This is a genomic window from Streptomyces sp. Ru72 (assembly GCF_002920635.1).
GTDB lineage: Bacteria > Actinomycetota > Actinomycetes > Streptomycetales > Streptomycetaceae > Streptomyces.
Map to the genome: position 1 here is coordinate 1 of NZ_PQSR01000069.1, position 15,275 is coordinate 15,275.

13 protein-coding genes and 2 pseudogenes are annotated in these 15,275 nt (G+C 71.4%); 7 read left to right on the top strand and 8 right to left on the bottom strand.

The window, feature by feature from the left end; genetic code table 11:
* The 5 genes and pseudogenes from C3488_RS40750 to C3488_RS26825 form a co-directional block, all read left to right on the top strand.
* Nucleotides 1–1,315: pseudogene (locus tag C3488_RS40750) on the top strand (hypothetical protein); the annotation flags it as partial.
* Nucleotides 1,312–3,471 (top strand): AMP-binding protein, encoded by a 2,160-nt coding sequence (locus C3488_RS26810; protein ID WP_103843495.1) that lies wholly within the window; start codon nucleotides 1,312–1,314, stop codon nucleotides 3,469–3,471. The pseudogene C3488_RS40750 and the gene C3488_RS26810, both read left to right, overlap by 4 nt.
* 53 nt (nucleotides 3,472–3,524) lie before the next feature.
* Nucleotides 3,525–4,787, top strand: coding sequence for an MFS transporter (locus tag C3488_RS26815; RefSeq protein WP_103843496.1), 1,263 nt, complete (start codon nucleotides 3,525–3,527; stop codon nucleotides 4,785–4,787).
* A gap of 155 nt (nucleotides 4,788–4,942) precedes the next feature.
* Nucleotides 4,943–5,953 (top strand): small ribosomal subunit Rsm22 family protein, encoded by a 1,011-nt coding sequence (locus tag C3488_RS26820; protein ID WP_103843497.1) that lies wholly within the window; start codon nucleotides 4,943–4,945, stop codon nucleotides 5,951–5,953.
* A 140-nt stretch (nucleotides 5,954–6,093) separates the two neighbouring features.
* Nucleotides 6,094–6,825 carry a bifunctional DNA primase/polymerase gene (locus C3488_RS26825; RefSeq protein ID WP_103843498.1) on the top strand — a complete coding sequence of 244 codons (732 nt, stop codon included), beginning with the start codon at nucleotides 6,094–6,096 and terminating at the stop codon, nucleotides 6,823–6,825.
* A 36-nt stretch (nucleotides 6,826–6,861) separates the two neighbouring features.
* Here the strand turns inward: C3488_RS26825 and C3488_RS26830 are convergent, their stop codons facing one another.
* The 4 genes from C3488_RS26830 to efeO are packed head-to-tail and all read right to left on the bottom strand — an operon-like array spanning nucleotide 6,862 to nucleotide 11,107.
* Nucleotides 6,862–7,773, bottom strand: a complete 912-nt coding sequence (locus tag C3488_RS26830; RefSeq protein WP_374955461.1) for a hypothetical protein — start codon at nucleotides 7,771–7,773, stop codon at nucleotides 6,862–6,864.
* Between the two features lie 46 nt (nucleotides 7,774–7,819).
* Complete coding sequence (efeU, locus tag C3488_RS26835; protein ID WP_103843500.1) at nucleotides 7,820–8,695, bottom strand: iron uptake transporter permease EfeU; 876 nt, start codon at nucleotides 8,693–8,695, stop codon at nucleotides 7,820–7,822.
* Nucleotides 8,696–8,698: 3 nt separating this feature from the next.
* Nucleotides 8,699–9,949 (bottom strand): iron uptake transporter deferrochelatase/peroxidase subunit, encoded by a 1,251-nt coding sequence (efeB, locus tag C3488_RS26840; RefSeq protein ID WP_103843501.1) that lies wholly within the window; start codon nucleotides 9,947–9,949, stop codon nucleotides 8,699–8,701.
* Between the two features lie 15 nt (nucleotides 9,950–9,964).
* The gene (efeO, locus tag C3488_RS26845) at nucleotides 9,965–11,107 is read right to left on the bottom strand and encodes an iron uptake system protein EfeO (protein WP_103843502.1); all 1,143 of its coding nucleotides are present in this window, start codon (nucleotides 11,105–11,107) and stop codon (nucleotides 9,965–9,967) included.
* A 145-nt stretch (nucleotides 11,108–11,252) separates the two neighbouring features.
* Here efeO and C3488_RS26850 point away from each other — a divergent pair, with 145 nt between their 5' ends.
* Nucleotides 11,253–11,936, top strand: coding sequence for a PhzF family phenazine biosynthesis protein (locus tag C3488_RS26850; RefSeq protein ID WP_103843503.1), 684 nt, complete (start codon nucleotides 11,253–11,255; stop codon nucleotides 11,934–11,936).
* A gap of 10 nt (nucleotides 11,937–11,946) precedes the next feature.
* On the opposite strand, the gene C3488_RS26855 is transcribed toward C3488_RS26850, so the two are convergent.
* The gene (locus C3488_RS26855; RefSeq protein ID WP_103843504.1) at nucleotides 11,947–12,615 is read right to left on the bottom strand and encodes a heme oxygenase (biliverdin-producing); all 669 of its coding nucleotides are present in this window, start codon (nucleotides 12,613–12,615) and stop codon (nucleotides 11,947–11,949) included.
* 119 nt (nucleotides 12,616–12,734) lie between these two features.
* On the bottom strand, nucleotides 12,735–13,592 hold the full coding sequence (gene map / locus C3488_RS26860) for a type I methionyl aminopeptidase (RefSeq protein ID WP_103843505.1): 858 nt from the start codon (nucleotides 13,590–13,592) through the stop codon (nucleotides 12,735–12,737).
* Between the two features lie 60 nt (nucleotides 13,593–13,652).
* On the opposite strand from map, the gene C3488_RS26865 reads away from it, so the two are divergent.
* Complete coding sequence (locus C3488_RS26865; RefSeq protein WP_103843506.1) at nucleotides 13,653–13,886, top strand: hypothetical protein; 234 nt, start codon at nucleotides 13,653–13,655, stop codon at nucleotides 13,884–13,886.
* A gap of 131 nt (nucleotides 13,887–14,017) precedes the next feature.
* On the opposite strand, the pseudogene C3488_RS26870 reads toward C3488_RS26865, so the two are convergent.
* Nucleotides 14,018–14,587: pseudogene (locus C3488_RS26870) on the bottom strand (MFS transporter); the annotation flags it as partial.
* Between the two features lie 8 nt (nucleotides 14,588–14,595).
* Nucleotides 14,596–15,195 carry a hypothetical protein gene (locus C3488_RS26875; RefSeq protein WP_103843507.1) on the bottom strand — a complete coding sequence of 200 codons (600 nt, stop codon included), beginning with the start codon at nucleotides 15,193–15,195 and terminating at the stop codon, nucleotides 14,596–14,598.
* Nucleotides 15,196–15,275 lie beyond the last annotated feature (80 nt).

The following is a 15,275-nucleotide window of genomic DNA, read 5'->3' on the forward strand; positions in this document are numbered from 1 at the left end:
CGACAGCTCGGCCGACATGCCCCTGGAGCGCATCGCACCCGGTGCCCGCGTGGCGGTCCTCGGGATGGGCCTGACGTTCTACGACATCGTCGCGGCCCTGACCACCGGCCGCGGCGGTCAGTTCCGCGAGGGCCCGGACAAGGCTCTGCGGTATCTGCCCTCCGGCCTCGAACCCGTCCTGGTGGCGGGCTCACGGTCCGGAGTGCCGCTGCCGGCTCGCGGCCTCAACCAGAAGGGCCCGCTGTGGCGCTACACGGCACGGCTGTTCACTCCGGAGCGGGTCGCCGCCCTGCGTGCTCCCGGCAGGCCCCTCGACTTCCGTGCACGGATATGGCCCTGGCTGCACGCGGAGATGCAACTCGTCTACTACGCGACCGCGGTGCGCGCCCGGCTCGGGGAACGCGCCGAACAGGAGTTCCTGACACGTGCGGCCTCCCTCGTCGAGAGCGCGGCAGCCCACGCGGCGGACGACATCATCCGCGCCGCGGCCACGGAACTCGGTGTCGACGGTCTGCCTCCCCTGGACGTGGACGGCCTGGCACGACCCTTCGCCGGCCGCAGCTTCGACAGCCCCGCCGCATTCAGCGCAGCCCTGGGACAGGTGATCGACGAGGACCTCCAACACGCCGGGCTGGGCAATTTCCACGGCCCCCGCAAGGCAGCCCTGGACGTCCTGCGCGACGTGCGGGGAACCATAAGGCGCGCGGTCGACTTCGACGGCCTGACCGCCGCATCGCACCGTGACGACTTCCTGGGCTGGTTCGCCCCGCTCAGCTCCTTCCTGGCCGCAGGCCCTCCAGCGCAGCGGCTGCGGCAGACGCGCGCACTGCTCGAGGCGGGCGTCCTGCGGGTGGCGGGTCCGTCGGCCGAGTTCGCCGCGGACGAGGCAAGCGGGTACTTCACCGTCCGATCCCCACAGGTCGCCGGCTCACTGCACCACTGCGAGGCACTCGTCGACGCCCGCATCCCCGCACCGGACCTCGACCGCGACACCGCGCCGCTCACCCGGCACCTGCGCGACACCGGTCTGTGGACGCCCTGGGCCAACGACCGGGGCGACGGCGGATCCGTCACCGGAGGCGTGGCGACGACAGCAAGTCCGTACCGGCCCGTGACCGCGACGGGAACGGCCGCGGAGGGAGTGTACGTACTCGGCATCCCCTCCGAAGGACAGCGCTGGTTCATGCAGGTCGGGTCCGCACGGCCCGGTCCATGGACCGACTTCACCAGGGACGCCGACACCATCGCACAGGACGCGCTCGCAGCGCTCCCGCGGCCGGCAGCCCACCGGACGCTGGAAGGAACCCGAGCATGACGACGGCCCGAGACGACCGCGGCACGGCACACTCCACGCATCGCAGCACCCCCGCCCACGCCGCTTTCCGACGCGCCCGTGACCTGCTCCTGGAACTGCGCGCCGACCACGAAGCCGCCCACCGGGCCTTCTCCTGGCCCCGCCCGACCCACTTCAACTGGGCACTGGAGTGGTTCGACGTCATCGCCCAGGACAACCGGCGCACCGCGCTGGAACTGATCGGAGCAGACGGCCGGGACCAGCGGATCTCCTACCAGGACCTCGCCACCCGCTCCGACCAGCTCGCCAACTGGCTCACCCACACAGGCGTACGGCGCGGCGACCGAGTGCTCATCGTGCTCGGCACACAGATCGAGCTGTGGGAGACGCTCCTCGCCTGCCTGAAGACCGGAGCCGTGGCCATCCCCACCTACACGTCCCTGACCCGCAAGGAAGCCTCCGACCGGCTCAGGCGCGGCCGAGTCCGCCACGTGATCTGCCGCAGCGAACTCGCACCCCTCTTCGCATCATGCGGCCTGGACCCGCACACCCTGACGCGCATCGCGGTCGGTGCTCCCGTCGACGGCTGGCACCCCTACGACGACTCCTACCAGGTCTCCACCTCCTACCTGCCCACCGGCCCGACACCGGCGTCGGACACGGCCTTCGCCTACTTCACCTCCGGTACCACCTCCGCGCCCAAGCTCGTCGTCCACACCCACGCCTCGTACCCGGTGGGACACCTGTCCTCGATGTACTTCAACGGCCTGATCCCCGGCGACCGGCACGTGAACATCTCAGAGCCCGGCTGGGCCAAGCACTCCTGGTCCAGCTTCTTCGTCCCGTTCACCGCCGAGGCGACCCTCGTCGTCCCCTCCACCGAGCACATCGAGTCCGGGCAGCTGCCGCGGCTCCTGGAAGAACGAGGCATCACCAGCCTGTGCGCTCCTCCCGCCCAGTGGACCAGGCTCGCCGCGCACGCCTCGACCGCCCAACCGCGACTGCGCGAAGCCACCACCGCCGGCGAACCACTCGCCCAGCACGTCACCGAGGTCATCGAAGCCGAATGGGGCGTGACCATCCGCGAAGGCTACGGCCAGACGGAGACGACCGCCCTCGTCGGCACCACGCCCGGACTGCCCCACAAGCCCGGCTGGCTGGGCAAGCCGTTGCCCGGCTGGAACCTGAGCGTCCGTGACGAGCAGCTGTACGTCGAACTCGCCGATCGGCCCGTGGGCATCATGGCCGGTTACGACGGAGACCCCGAGCGCACCGGGCAGGTCCTCACCCACGACCGGTACGCGACCGGAGACTCCGCGGTTCTGGCGTCCGACGGGTACGTACGGCTGCTGGGACGCCGCGACGACGTCTTCAAGTCCGGGGGGCACCGCGTCTCCCCGTACGAACTCGAAGCGATCCTGCGCACCCACCCCGCCGTTCGCGCGGCCGCCGTGGTACCGGTGCCCCACCCGGCACTGACGCTCGCCGCGCACGCCGTGGTCGAGCTCGAGCCCGGCACCGACGCCACGGAAGCAGAACTCCTCGGCCACGTCGACCTCCACGTCACGCGCGCACTGCGCGTACACAGCGCCTCCTTCACCGATGCGCTGCCCCGCACCACGTCGGGCAAGATCCGCCGCTCCGAGGTGAGCGCGCGACTGCGCGCCACCGGAGCCGACACGGCACACGGCCTAAGCCACAGCGATCCGAAAGGCACCCCCATGACCGTGACCGGCCACACCCCCCAGCGCCGCGACGTCCTCGTCATCCGCGATCTCCTCCACGGCACGGACCTCGAGCGCCTGACATGGCAGGCCTACGTCCAGCCCGGACGCCAGGCGGTCGACGTGCACTGGCTCTACACCGCCGAGGACACCGGCCCCGACGGTGCCGAGGCCTACCTCGCGCGCTTCGGCGCCGGCGCACACGGAGACCTCCACCGCCACCTCGGCTACGAACTGATCGTCGTCGTGGACGGGGAACTGCGCAACGACAACGGCGATGTCTATGGACCCGGCTGCCTCGTCCTCGAAAAGCCCGGCAGCATCCACCGGGTCAGCAGCCCCCGTGGCTGCACCCTGCTCGTGATCCGGGAGAAGCGCACCGAGGCCCTGCTGCCCGGCGAACTCCCGGACACCGGACTCGCCCTGGACGGCGCACCGGTCACCGCCTCCTGACCTGCCCCCTCACAGGCCCCCGCTTCCCCCCGAGTAGAAAGCTCTCCAAGACGATGTCCCAACAGATCACGACGGCACCCGTCGTCCGCACGGCGGACCCCCTCCCCGTCGGCAGGTCGGGCAAGACACACTCCCCCCACTACAAGTGGGGCATCCTCGGAATCGGCATCCTCGCGCAGGCGGCCTTCAGCGCGGCCTTCCAGGGAATCCCCATGGCCAGCGCGGTCCTCCAGTCCGACTACCGCTACTCCACCGGGCAGCTCGGGCTCGTCCTCGCCGCGTTGACCTGCGGAGCCGCCGTCACCGAGATCATCTGGGGCGTGCTCACCGACCGGTTCGGCGAACGGGCCGCGCTCATCACCGGCCTGGCCGGTACCACGGTGTGCCTCGGGGCTGCCACCGTCTTCCTCGTGCCCACCGGGGGACACACCCCGCCGTCCTGGCTTCTGGCCACCGTTCTGCTGCTCGCCGGCGCTCTCGGCGGCTGCGTCAACAGCGCCTCGGGCCGGGCGGTCCTCGGCTGGTTCCCACCCGGCAACCACGGCTTCGCCATCAGCCTCCGCGTGGCGGCCGTCCCCCTCGGCGGCGCCATCGGCGCGCTCACCCTGCCCGCCCTCGCCATGAGCGTCGGCTTCCGGGGCGTCTTCGGCTTCCTGACCGCCTTCGCGCTCGTCGCCACCGTCGCCATCGTCTGCTGGCTGGACGAGCCGCCGCTGCCCACCGCGGGACACAGGAACACCAGTGTCAGCCCGCTGCGCCGCTGGAAGATCTGGCGGATCTCCCTCAGCGCCTTCCTGCTCGACTTCCCGCAGTTCACGGTGCTGTCGTTCGCCGCGATCTACCTGCACGCCGTGCACGGGATCGGCATCACCGCCATCTCCGGTCTGCTCTTCGCCGTCCAGGCCCTGGGAGCCGTCTCCCGGGTGTGGAGCGGCCGCTGGACGGACAGCCGGGGCGGCCGGCACCGCCGCAGTGTTGTCATCGTCTACAGCTGGATCATCGCCGCCTGCTTCGTCGGACTCGCGCTGTGCCAGTCAGGACCCGCCTGGATCGCGGCCGCGCTGATGGTGGTGGCCGGCCTGCTCTCCTGCGGCTGGCACGGCGTGCACTACGCCGAAATCGCGATCATGGCGGGGAAGGAGCGCTCCGGGACCGCCCTGGGGCTGGAGAACACGATGGTGTTCACCGGCGCCTTCCTCACCCCCCTCGTCATCCCCGGAGTCCTCTCGGCCACGTCCTGGCCCGTGGTCATGCTGCTTGTCGGTGCCGTGCCCGCCGTGTTGTCCGCGGTGGTCATGCCCGGCGAAGGAAAGTAGCCCCGACCGTCGGCTCCACGGTCACCCCCTGGTGACGCACCACTGGCCGGCCCCGCTGGACACCTCCCAGCGGGGCCGGCCGCCCACGGGGCGGCAGAGCTACAGAGATTCCTGCTCTCCGAAGTGAGCACCGCTCACCGCCCTAGAATCGGCACGTGAACGCCCCCGACTCCCCAGCCGACGCCCTCCGTGCCGCCCTCTCCCGGCTGCTCGACGGGCTTCCGTCCCGGCAGGCCGCGCAGGCCGTGGACCGGCTGATCGCGAACTACCGGGGGCGGACCCCGACCGACGCACCCGTGCTGCGGGACCGCTCCGACGTCGTCGCCTACGCCGCCTACCGCATGCCCGCGACCTTCGAGGCGGTGTCCGCGGCGCTCGGCGCCTTCGCGGACGCCGCCCCCGGCTGGGTGCCCGCGAGCCACGTGGACGTCGGCGGCGGGACCGGCGCCGCGACCTGGGCCGTGAGCGCCACCTGGGGCGGGGAGCGTCCGGTCACCGTGCTCGACTGGGCCGAGCCCGCGCTGGCGCTCGGCCGGGAGATCGCCGCCGCCCATCCGGCGCTCAAGGCCGCCGAGTGGCGACGCTCTCGGATCGGATCGGCGCTCAGCATAGAGAGCACTGATCTCGTCACGGTCTCGTACGTCCTCGGCGAGCTGACCGAAGCCGACCGGGCCGCCGTCGTCGACGCCGCGGCCACCGCCGCCCGGGCCGTCGTGATCGTCGAACCCGGCACCCCCGACGGCTACGCCCGCGTGATCGAGGCGCGCGACCGCCTGATCCGCGCCGGCTTCCACATCGCCGCCCCCTGCCCGCACAGCGCCGCCTGCCCCATCGCCCCCGGCGAGGACTGGTGCCACTTCTCGGCCCGGGTCAGCCGTTCCTCGCTGCACCGCCAGGTCAAGGGCGGCTCGCTTGCGTACGAGGACGAGAAGTTCAGCTATGTGGCCGCGACCCGTTTCCCGGTGCGCCCCGCCGCCTCCCGAGTGGTCCGGCGTCCCCAGATCCGCAAGGGCCAGGTGCTCCTCGACCTGTGCGGCCCGGACGAGTCCCTGCACCGCGACACGGTCACCAAGCGCCACGGGCCGCTCTACAGAGCCGCCCGCGACGCGGATTGGGGCGACGCCTGGCCCGCGTCCCGCGACGATAAGCATGGACAGACCGGATGAAATGCCCCGATGTCCCCTGATGGTGCACCGCAGTTGGCATCAGCCTGCCCGTCCCGGTAGGCAACTTCGGTCACCCCGCGCGCAGGACGGTGGGACCATAGGGCATGCTGTCAAGACACAGCAGCGAGGCGAGGGGATAGATGAGCGCAGACTTCGGCCGCCGCACGAGCGTGCAGGGCAGGATCTCCCAGTGGCTGCGCGGACGACGTCCCGCCCGTCTCAAGGAGGACGCCGGCGACGGCGGCCGTGAGACGATGCTGCTGGCTGCCGCCGCCGCGGGGCTGCCGCTCGCGCCTGCCGCCCACCCTGTCGGATACCGCTGTTCCTGCGACCGCGTCGGGTGTCCCACGCCCGCCCGGCACCCCGTCTCCTTCGCCTGGCAGACGCAGTCCACCACGGACCGCGCGCAGATCGAGCGATGGGCCCGGCACCAGCCGCAGGCCAACTTCATCACCGCCACCGGCATGGTGCACGACGTGCTCGACGTCCCGCGCGAGGCCGGCGAGGAGGCCCTGGACCGGCTGCTCGCCTCAGGTGTCGAGGTGGGTCCGGTCGCCACCACCGGGGACGGCCGCATGCTGTTCTTCACCCTGACCCGCGGCACGCCCGAGGACGAGGACGAGTGGTGGCCGTGCGAACTGGACTGCCACCCCGAGACGATGGACGAGCACCCCGGGCTGCGGTGGCACTGCCGGGGGTCGTACGTGCTGGTGCCTCCGGCGCAGTTGCCGGGGGAGCTGTCGGTGGAGTGGGTGCGGGGGCCGGAGCACGTGCTGCCGGATCCGCTGAGCCTGCTCGAGGTGCTCACCGACGCGTGCGCGCGGTACGCGGGCGAGGAGAGCGAGTTGGCGGGCTGGCCGCACCGGGGCTGAGCCCCGGCGACGACCCCCGTCGCTGCGCCACTCGCCTTACTCCCCTTCTGCCCCCGTGAGCCCCTCCACCCGGCTCACGAACTTCACCGGGCCCTTCCTCGGATCCAGCACCGCCTGGTTCGACACGTACTCCAGGATCAGGGACTGCTTGACCTCCCCGGTCAGCAGGGCCTTGATGTTCGGGTCGCTGACGTTGATGTTCACGCCCTGCGCTGCCGTCTGCCTCTCGTAGTGGTGTGTGGCGAAGAACACCAGCGCGCCGCCGTCCGTGGTGCGCAGCCCCACCGGGGCGTAGTCGCCGTTCGTCAGGGACTCGTCGATGTACTGCCGGGCGAGCCCGGGCTTGCTCGCGTTCTTCAGCCGGGTGGCGCGCCACTGCGAGGTGTGCGGGCCGGGGGCGAACATGTCCCCGCCGTTCTGCAGATAGGTCGCGTAGGCGGTGCTGAGCTTCCGGGGCTGGACGGCGAGTGCCGGGTCGTCCGCGGTGACGGGTTCGGCCCAGCCGTCCTTGTCCGTCTTGAACGCCGGTACGTCACCGGGCGCGAGGATCGTCAGATACGACACCGCCCACACCTTGCTCGCATCGGAGCGGGTGAAGACGAGCAGCCAATGGGCGTCCGCGCTGCCCTTGTTGGCGCGGGTGTCGGCGACGAACCAGCGCGGCCAGCCGGCCTTCCGCGGGATCGTGAACTTGGCGTCGGTCAGCTTCAGCGGCACATGGCCGGGGTTTCCGCCCGGGTTGATCTTGTGGCCGGCCTCCAGTTTGCCGCCGTCGATGGCGCCGAGCGCACCGGTGACCCGGGCCGCGTCCAGAGACCGGTCGTACGTCTTGTCCGCCTTGTTGTAGGCGGCGAGGAAGTCCTTCAGCGCGCGGGCCGCCTCGGCGCGTGTCGCCGTCGGTACGACCTCCCGCTCGCCGTGCACCACGACACAGCCGCTCGCCGTCACGGACAGAACCGTCACCGCCGCCGTTGCCAGGGCGAACCGGCCTGGACTACGCAGCGTTCGAGGGCTGAGATCCCCGCGCTCCCTGCTCATCAGTGACCTTCACCTTCCCCTTTCCGGAGGCGAACCCTACCGGGGACAGGAAAAGCGTGAGCGTCGGGATCAAGTACAGCAGCCACACCGTGACCTGAAGGACCGTCGGATCGGGCTGGAAGTTGAAGACGCCCTTCAGCAGCGTGCCGTACCAGCTGTCCGGCGCAATGGTGCCGCTGATGTCGAAGGCGAGGCTCGTCAGGCCGGGGATCCAGCCGGCCTCCTGCAAGTCGTGGACGCCGTAGGCGAGCACGCCCGCGGCGACGACGACCAGCATGCCGCCGGTCCAGGTGAAGAACTTCGCCAGGTTGATCTTCAGTGCGCCGCGGTAGAACAGCCAGCCCAGGAAGACGGCCGTGGCGAGGCCCAGGGCTACACCGAGGAGGGGGCGCGGGGTGCCGTCGCTCGCCGCGTGCACCGACGCCCACACGAACAGGGCGGTCTCCAGCCCCTCGCGGCCCACGGCGAGGAACGCGGTGGCGACCAGCGCGCCCGTGCCCATCGCCAGGGCCGCGTCGAGCTTGCCGTGCAGTTCGGACCGCAGGTGGCGGGCGGTGCGCCGCATCCAGAAGACCATCCACGTCACCAGGCCGACGGCGAGGATCGACAGGGAGCCGCCGAGCGCCTCCTGCGCCTGGAACGTCAGCTCCTGGGAGCCGAATTCGAGGACGCAGCCGAAGCCGAGCGCGATGACGACCGCGATGCCGATGCCGGTCCAGATCGGCCTCAGGGCGTCGCGGCGACCCGTCTTGACCAGGTAGGCGATCAGGATGCAGACGACGAGGCTGGCCTCCAGCCCCTCTCGCAGGCCGATCAGATAGTTGGAGAACACGGGCTACGCCTCCTCGGACAGCAGGGTGCGGCCCCACCAGTCGCCCGAGTCCCGGACGCCGGGGGGGATGGCGAAGACGGCCGACCCCACGTGCTGGATGTACTCGTTGAGCGCGTCGTGCGCCGCCAGCCTGCGCTGGAGCGGTATGAACCCCTTGCGCACGTCGCGCTGGTAGGCCAGGAAGAACAGGCCCGCGTCCAGGCGGCCGAGGCCGTCGGTGCCGTCGGTGAAGGAGTAGCCCCGGCGCAGGATGGTGATGCCGCCGTTGGAGTCCGGGTGCGCGAGCCGGACGTGCGCGTCGGGCTTCATCGCCTTCAGGAACGGCTCGTCGTGCTCCTTCGCCTTGCCGACCGGCGCGCCCTCGCGCTTGTCCCGGCCGAAGACGTCCTCCTGCTCCTGCAGCGAGGTCCGGTCCCAGGTCTCCACGTTCATGCGGATCCGCCGGGCGACCAGGTAGGAGCCTCCGGTCATCCAGGCCGGCCCGTCCCCGTCACCGACCCACACGAACTTCTTCAGCCGGTCCTCTTCCGTCCCCGCGATGTTGCGGGTGCCGTCCTTGAACCCGAAGAGGTTGCGCGGCGTCTGCGCGTCCGGGGTCGTCGAGGAGGTCTTGCCGAAGCCGAGCTGGGACCAGCGGATGGCGACCTTGCCGAAGCCGATGCGGGCCAGGTTGCGGATCGCGTGCACGGCGACCTGCGGATCGTCCGCGCAGGCCTGGACGCACAGATCGCCGCCCGTGCGGGACCTGTCCAGATTGTCGCCGGGGAACTGCGGCAGGTCGACCAGCGCCTCGGGGCGCTTGTCCCTCAGCCCGAACCTGTCGAAGAGCGACGGCCCGAAGCCGATCGTCAGGGTCAGCCGCGAGGGCTTGAGGCCCAGCGCCTCCCCGGTGTCGTCCGGCGGCGCCTCGGCGAGCCCGCCGTACGCGCCGTCACCGACGGCCTGCCCGGCCGTCATCCGCCGGGCCGCGGCCGTCCAGTCCTTCAGCATCTGGACGAACTCGGCGCGGTCGTCGGTCTTCACGTCGAACGCGGCGAAGTGCAGCCGGTCCTGCACGGGCGTGGCGATGCCCGCCTGGTGGGCGCCGTGGAACTCCACCGCGCCACCGGCCTCCGCTGCGGCCGGATCCACGTCGTTGCCCGCATTGGCCGCCGCCACCGCGCCACCGGCCGCGGCGGCACCGAGCGCGAGCCCGGCGCCTGTCCAGCCGATCAGCGCCCGGCGCGACGGAGTGCTCCCCTGGATGTCGGTCATCGACCTGCCCCCTGCCTACTTCACGACCGCGGCGGCGAGCTTGGAGAGCGGCTCGGCGAGGGCGTTCACCGCGTCCGAGAGCTCCTTCTGCTGGTCCTTGGTGACCTTGTCGTAGGAGACGAAGTCGTACGAGGTCTTGTCCGAGCGGTACTTGTCCAGCAGCGCGCCCAGCGCGGTGAACTGCTTGTCGAGCTCCTTGGTGAGCGCCGGGTCGTTCTCGCCGGCGACCGGCTTCAGCAGCTCGTACGACTTCTGCGCGCCCTCCACGTTGGCCTTGAAGTCGACCAGGTCCGTGTGCGAGTAGCGCTCCTCCTCGCCCGTCACCTTGCCGGTGGCGACCTCGTCGAGGAGTTCCTTGGCGCCGTTGGCCATGGAGGTCGGGGTGATCTCGGCGGTGCCGACCTTCTCCTGCCACTCCTTCAGGTCGGTCACCAGTCGGTCGGCGAGGGCCTTCTCCTCGGCGCCGATCTTCTTGTCCTGCCAGAGGGCCTTCTCCAGACGGTGCCAGCCGGTCCACTTCTGGCCGCCCTCCAGGCCGTCCTCGCGGACGTCGACCTTCGGGTCGATGTCGCCGAAGGACTCGGCGACGGGCTCGGTGCGCTCCCAGCCGAGACGCGAGGGGGCGTACGCCTTCTTCGCCGCCTCCATGTCACCGGCCTTCACGGCGTCGGTGAACACCTTCACCTTGGGCAGCGTCTCGTCGGCCTGCGCCTGCGCGTACGCGCGGTAGGCGGCCACGGCCTTGTCCAGGCGAGGGTCGCGCTTGGCGACGCTGCCGCCGCCGGTGGCCTTGACGGTCTGGCGTATGCCCTTGCCCGTCATGCCCGGCTTGCAGGCGATCTGGTAGTCGCCGGCCTTCACCTCGGCGGTGACCTTCTGCTTGGTGCCGGGGCCGATGTTCTCGCGCTCGGCGACGATCCGGTCGTCCGGGAAGAGCAGGTACACCTCGGTCACCTTGGCGCCCTTGTTCTCGACCGCCACCTCGACGTGCCCGGCCGGGAACTCCTTCTTGGACACCTCGCACTTGGAGTCGGTGGCGGTCACCCGGATCACGCGGTCGGATCCCTCAGCGGTGCTCTTCTCCGTGCATCCGGTGACAGCGGTCAGAGCCGCCGCGGTGGCGGCGGCGGTGACGACGGAGAGTCGAACGGCTCGCATGCAAGCTCCAAGGAGAATGGTTCGGTGAGGCTTGCCTAATTTAACTGAGCATTACCTGCCTCATACCCACCCGGACCGTGATTCAGGTCTCACTGGGGTCATCCGGGCTCCGCCCCTCGTCCTCGGTTGGTGTTTGAATGCGCCGGTGACTGACTACGACGTGCTGCGCGTCTTCTGCGGACCAGGCGGCGGCTACGGCAACGAACTCGGCGTCGTCCGGGACGGTTCGCCGATGCCCGGGCGGGACGAGCGGCAGGCGTTCGCCGCCAAACTCGGCTTCAGCGAGACCGTGTTCGTCGACGACCCCGAGCGCGGGATCATCGACATCTACACGCCCACGCTGCGGCTGCCGTTCGCCGGGCACCCCTGCGTGGGCACGGCCTGGCTGCTCGATCTGCCGGAACTCGTCACTCCGGCCGGTGTGGTGGGGGCGCGTCAGGACGGCGAGTTCAGCTGGATCGAGGCCCGCCCGGAGTGGGCGCCGCCGTGCACGCTGCGGCAGTACGCGACGGCCGCCGAGGTGGACGGCCTGCCCGTCCCGCCGCCGGGCGAGCGAAGCGAGATGGGGGTCCCCCCGGACGAAGTCTGGGGGAGGGTCTACGCCTGGGCGTGGGAGGACGAGTCGGCGGGCCGGATCCGTGCCCGGGCCTTCCCCGGCCGCGACGACCGCATCGTCGAGGACGAGGCGACGGGGGCGGCGGCGCTCCTGCTCACGGCCCGACTCGGCCGCGCGCTCAACATCCGCCAGGGAGCGGGCTCGCAGATCCTCACGGCGCCGCAGCCGGAGGGGTGGGTGGAGGTCGGGGGCAGGGTGTTTCTGGAACGCTGACACGCTGGCCCTAAGCACTCCGTGGGAACTCCTCGCCCAGAGCCCGGAAGACCGCCGTGTTGAGTGTGTACGCCCGCCGGCACTCGGCGATGACCCGCTGCTTCTCCAGGTCGTCGACCCGGATGCCGTCCAGGAGCGTCCGGTACGTCCTCTTGAACGCCGCCGGGTTCGGGATCCCGTCGAACACATAGAACCGGACCCCGTCGCCCTTCCGGGCGAAGCCCCATGTCCTCTCCGCCGTGTCGCGGATGATCTGGCCGCCGGCGAGGTCGCCCATGTAGCGGGTGTAGTGATGTGCGACGTATCCGCCGGGCCACTGTTCGGCGCACTCCCGCACCCGGTCCGCGTACGTCCGCGTCGCGGGCAGCGCCGTCAGGCGCGCCCGCCACTCGGGCCCGCGCAGATGCGCCAGGTCCCGCTCCAGCGCGGTCAGCCGGAACAGCTCCGGCCGCACGAACGGCCCGGCCACCGGGTCGCCCGCCAGCCGCGCGGCGGCGGACTCCAGGGCCTCGTACACGAACCACAGCTGCACCGTGTATCGCGTGTACGCGTCCACGCCGAGCCTGCCGCCGAGCAGACCGGTGATGAACGCGGAGCTGTTCGCTTCCCGGTGCTCGTCCTGTGACGCGGTGCGGATGAGTGCCGAGAAGGCCGTGCCGGCCGTCTCCGGGGTGTTCATGGGACCTCCGCGCGGCTTGCCGACACCCTGTCGGTAAGATCCTACCCGCGATCCGCTCCCGGTCCACACGAAAGAGCCCGCCCTGTGGACAGAGCGGGCTCCAGGGGGTGCGGCGTGGTCTACGGCAGCGTGAGGATCTCCGCGCCCGTCTCCGTGACGACCAGCGTGTGCTCGAACTGCGCGGTCCGCCTGCGGTCCTTCGTGACGACCGTCCACCCGTCGTCCCACATGTCGTACTCGTGCGTGCCGAGGGTGAGCATGGGCTCGATGGTGAAGGTCATGCCGGGCTGCATCACCGTGGTCGCGTGCGGGCTGTCGTAGTGCGGGATGATCAGCCCGGAGTGGAACGACGAGTTGATCCCGTGCCCGGTGAAGTCCCGCACGACGCCGTATCCGAACCGCTTGGCGTACGACTCGATGACGCGGCCGATGACGTTGATCTGACGGCCGGGCCTGACGGCCTTGATGGCGCGGTCGAGGGACTCGCGGGTGCGCTCGACGAGCAGCCGGGACTCCTCGTCCACGTCGCCGACCAGGTAGGTGGCGTTGGTGTCGCCGTGGACGCCGCCGAGGTACGCCGTCACGTCGAGGTTGATGATGTCGCCGTCGCGCAGGACCGTGGAGTCCGGGATGCCGTGGCAGATGACCTCGTTGATCGAGGTGCACAGCGACTTGGGGAACCCGCGGTAGCCCAGGGTGGAGGGGTAGGCGCCGTGGTCGCACATGTACTCGTGCGCGACCCGGTCCAGCTCGTCCGTGGTGACGCCCGGGGCGATGATCCTCGCCGCCTCGGCCATCGCCCGCGCCGCGATCCGCCCGGCGACGCGCATCGCCTCGACGGTCTCGGGGGTCTGCACCTCGGGCCCGGTGTACGGGGTGGGCGCCGGTTTGCCGACGTACTCGGGGCGGCGGATGTTTCCGGGCACGGAACGGGTGGGAGACAGCTCTCCTGGTACGAGCAGCGACTGGCCAGACATGCCAGCGAGTCTATCCAGCGGCCGTGCGGGACCATGGCCGTGGTGAAAGGAGCTCCTGCGATGGCGCTGTTCAGGAAGCGTACGGTCGGCAAGCCGGGCGAGTGGTACTACTGCCTGGTCCACCAGAAGGTCGAGGAGGGTCCGGAGTGCCCGGCGAAGGACCGTTTCGGCCCGTACGCGTCCCGTCAGGAGGCGGAACACGCGATGGAGACGGCACGGGAGCGGAACGTCGAGTGGGAGACGGACCCGCGCTGGCACGACGCGCCTCCGGCGGCGGACCGGGGGGAGGACTGAGCCGGGGCTGACGGACCGCCGTTCACCCGGGCGGGCCGCCTCCGCCGCTGCGCGGCGGAGATTCCCCGTCCGCCCGCCCGAAAGGGCCGGGGGGACGCCCAGTGAGGCGCAGGCGGCGGGAAGACCTGTGGTCAGCCCGCCGCCTCGCGCTGCGGTGGCCGGCCCGCCGCCTCGCGTTGCGCCCTCAGCCGGACCGCGTGCTCGTTCGTCCGGGCGTCGTAGCGCATCAGGGCCGGGAGGCACAGTGCCGGCAGCGCCACCGCGCCCGTGCACAGCAGGCCCCCGACCACACCGACGGCTCGTCCACGCCGCAATGCCGCCCGAGCGGGCCTGGCCCAGTTGCGCCCCACCGAGTACGACAGCAGCTCGATGCCCGCCAGCCGGCCCCGCAGCCCGTCCGGGATGGTCTGGTTCCACATCGCCCCCCGGAAGATCCCGCTGACCATGTCGAAGCAGCCGCCCAGGGTGAGGAACAGCAGCACCAGCCAGACGTTCCGCGTGAACCCCACCGCCGCGATCGCCAGCCCCCACCCGGCCGCCGCGAGCACCACCATCAGCCCGTGCCGGTGGATCCGCGACGTCCAGCCGCTCGTCAGCGACACGATCAGCGACCCGGCCGGGACCGCGGCATACATCAGCCCCAGCGACCAGTCCGCGCCCAGCTCGTCCGCGAGGAAGCGCAGCACCGCCAGCGGCATCGCGCCGGCGTCTACCACCTGGCCGGCGGCGGCTCCGTCAACTGGTCCGCCAGCCGGGACAGACGGTCCCGGAAGCGGCGGCCCCGAGGGGCCGGCAGCCGGTTCTCCCCGACCGCCGCGCTCACCAGGTGCTGCACCGTGTCCAGGTCCAGATCCGTGTCCTCGGGCACCGTCAGCGACTCGTGCGCCAGAGCCGTCAGGTCCCGGTCCCCGGCGTCCAGCGCCAGCACCGTCGCCCCGGCCCGCCGCGCGTCGTGGACCCGCTCCAGCAGCCCCGCCCCCGGCGCGGCGGGCGACACCACCAGCAGGGTCTCCCCGCGCCGGGCCGCCGACAGCCGTCCCAGCCCCACCGCCAGGTGCGCCGGATCCGAGGCCCGCGCCGCGTGCCGCACCAACGTCGGGGACAACTCCGGCGTACCGGACCAGGCCGCCTCGTCGACCAGGTGCGCCGCCAGGTGCCACGGCTCGTAGTCCTGGGTGCCGACGAGCAGCAGCCCGCCCCCGTGCGACACCACGGATCCGCGCAGCGTCCCCGCGAACCGCCGGGTGGCGACCGGCCACTCGGTCCCGGCGAGCACTTCCCGCAGCAAGGCGACCCGTACGGCATCCATACGCAGGCATCCTGCCGCACACTGCGCCCGGGGAGCGGGAGTTCCCAACTGAATTCCCCCGACCCGGGGACGGATCGGGA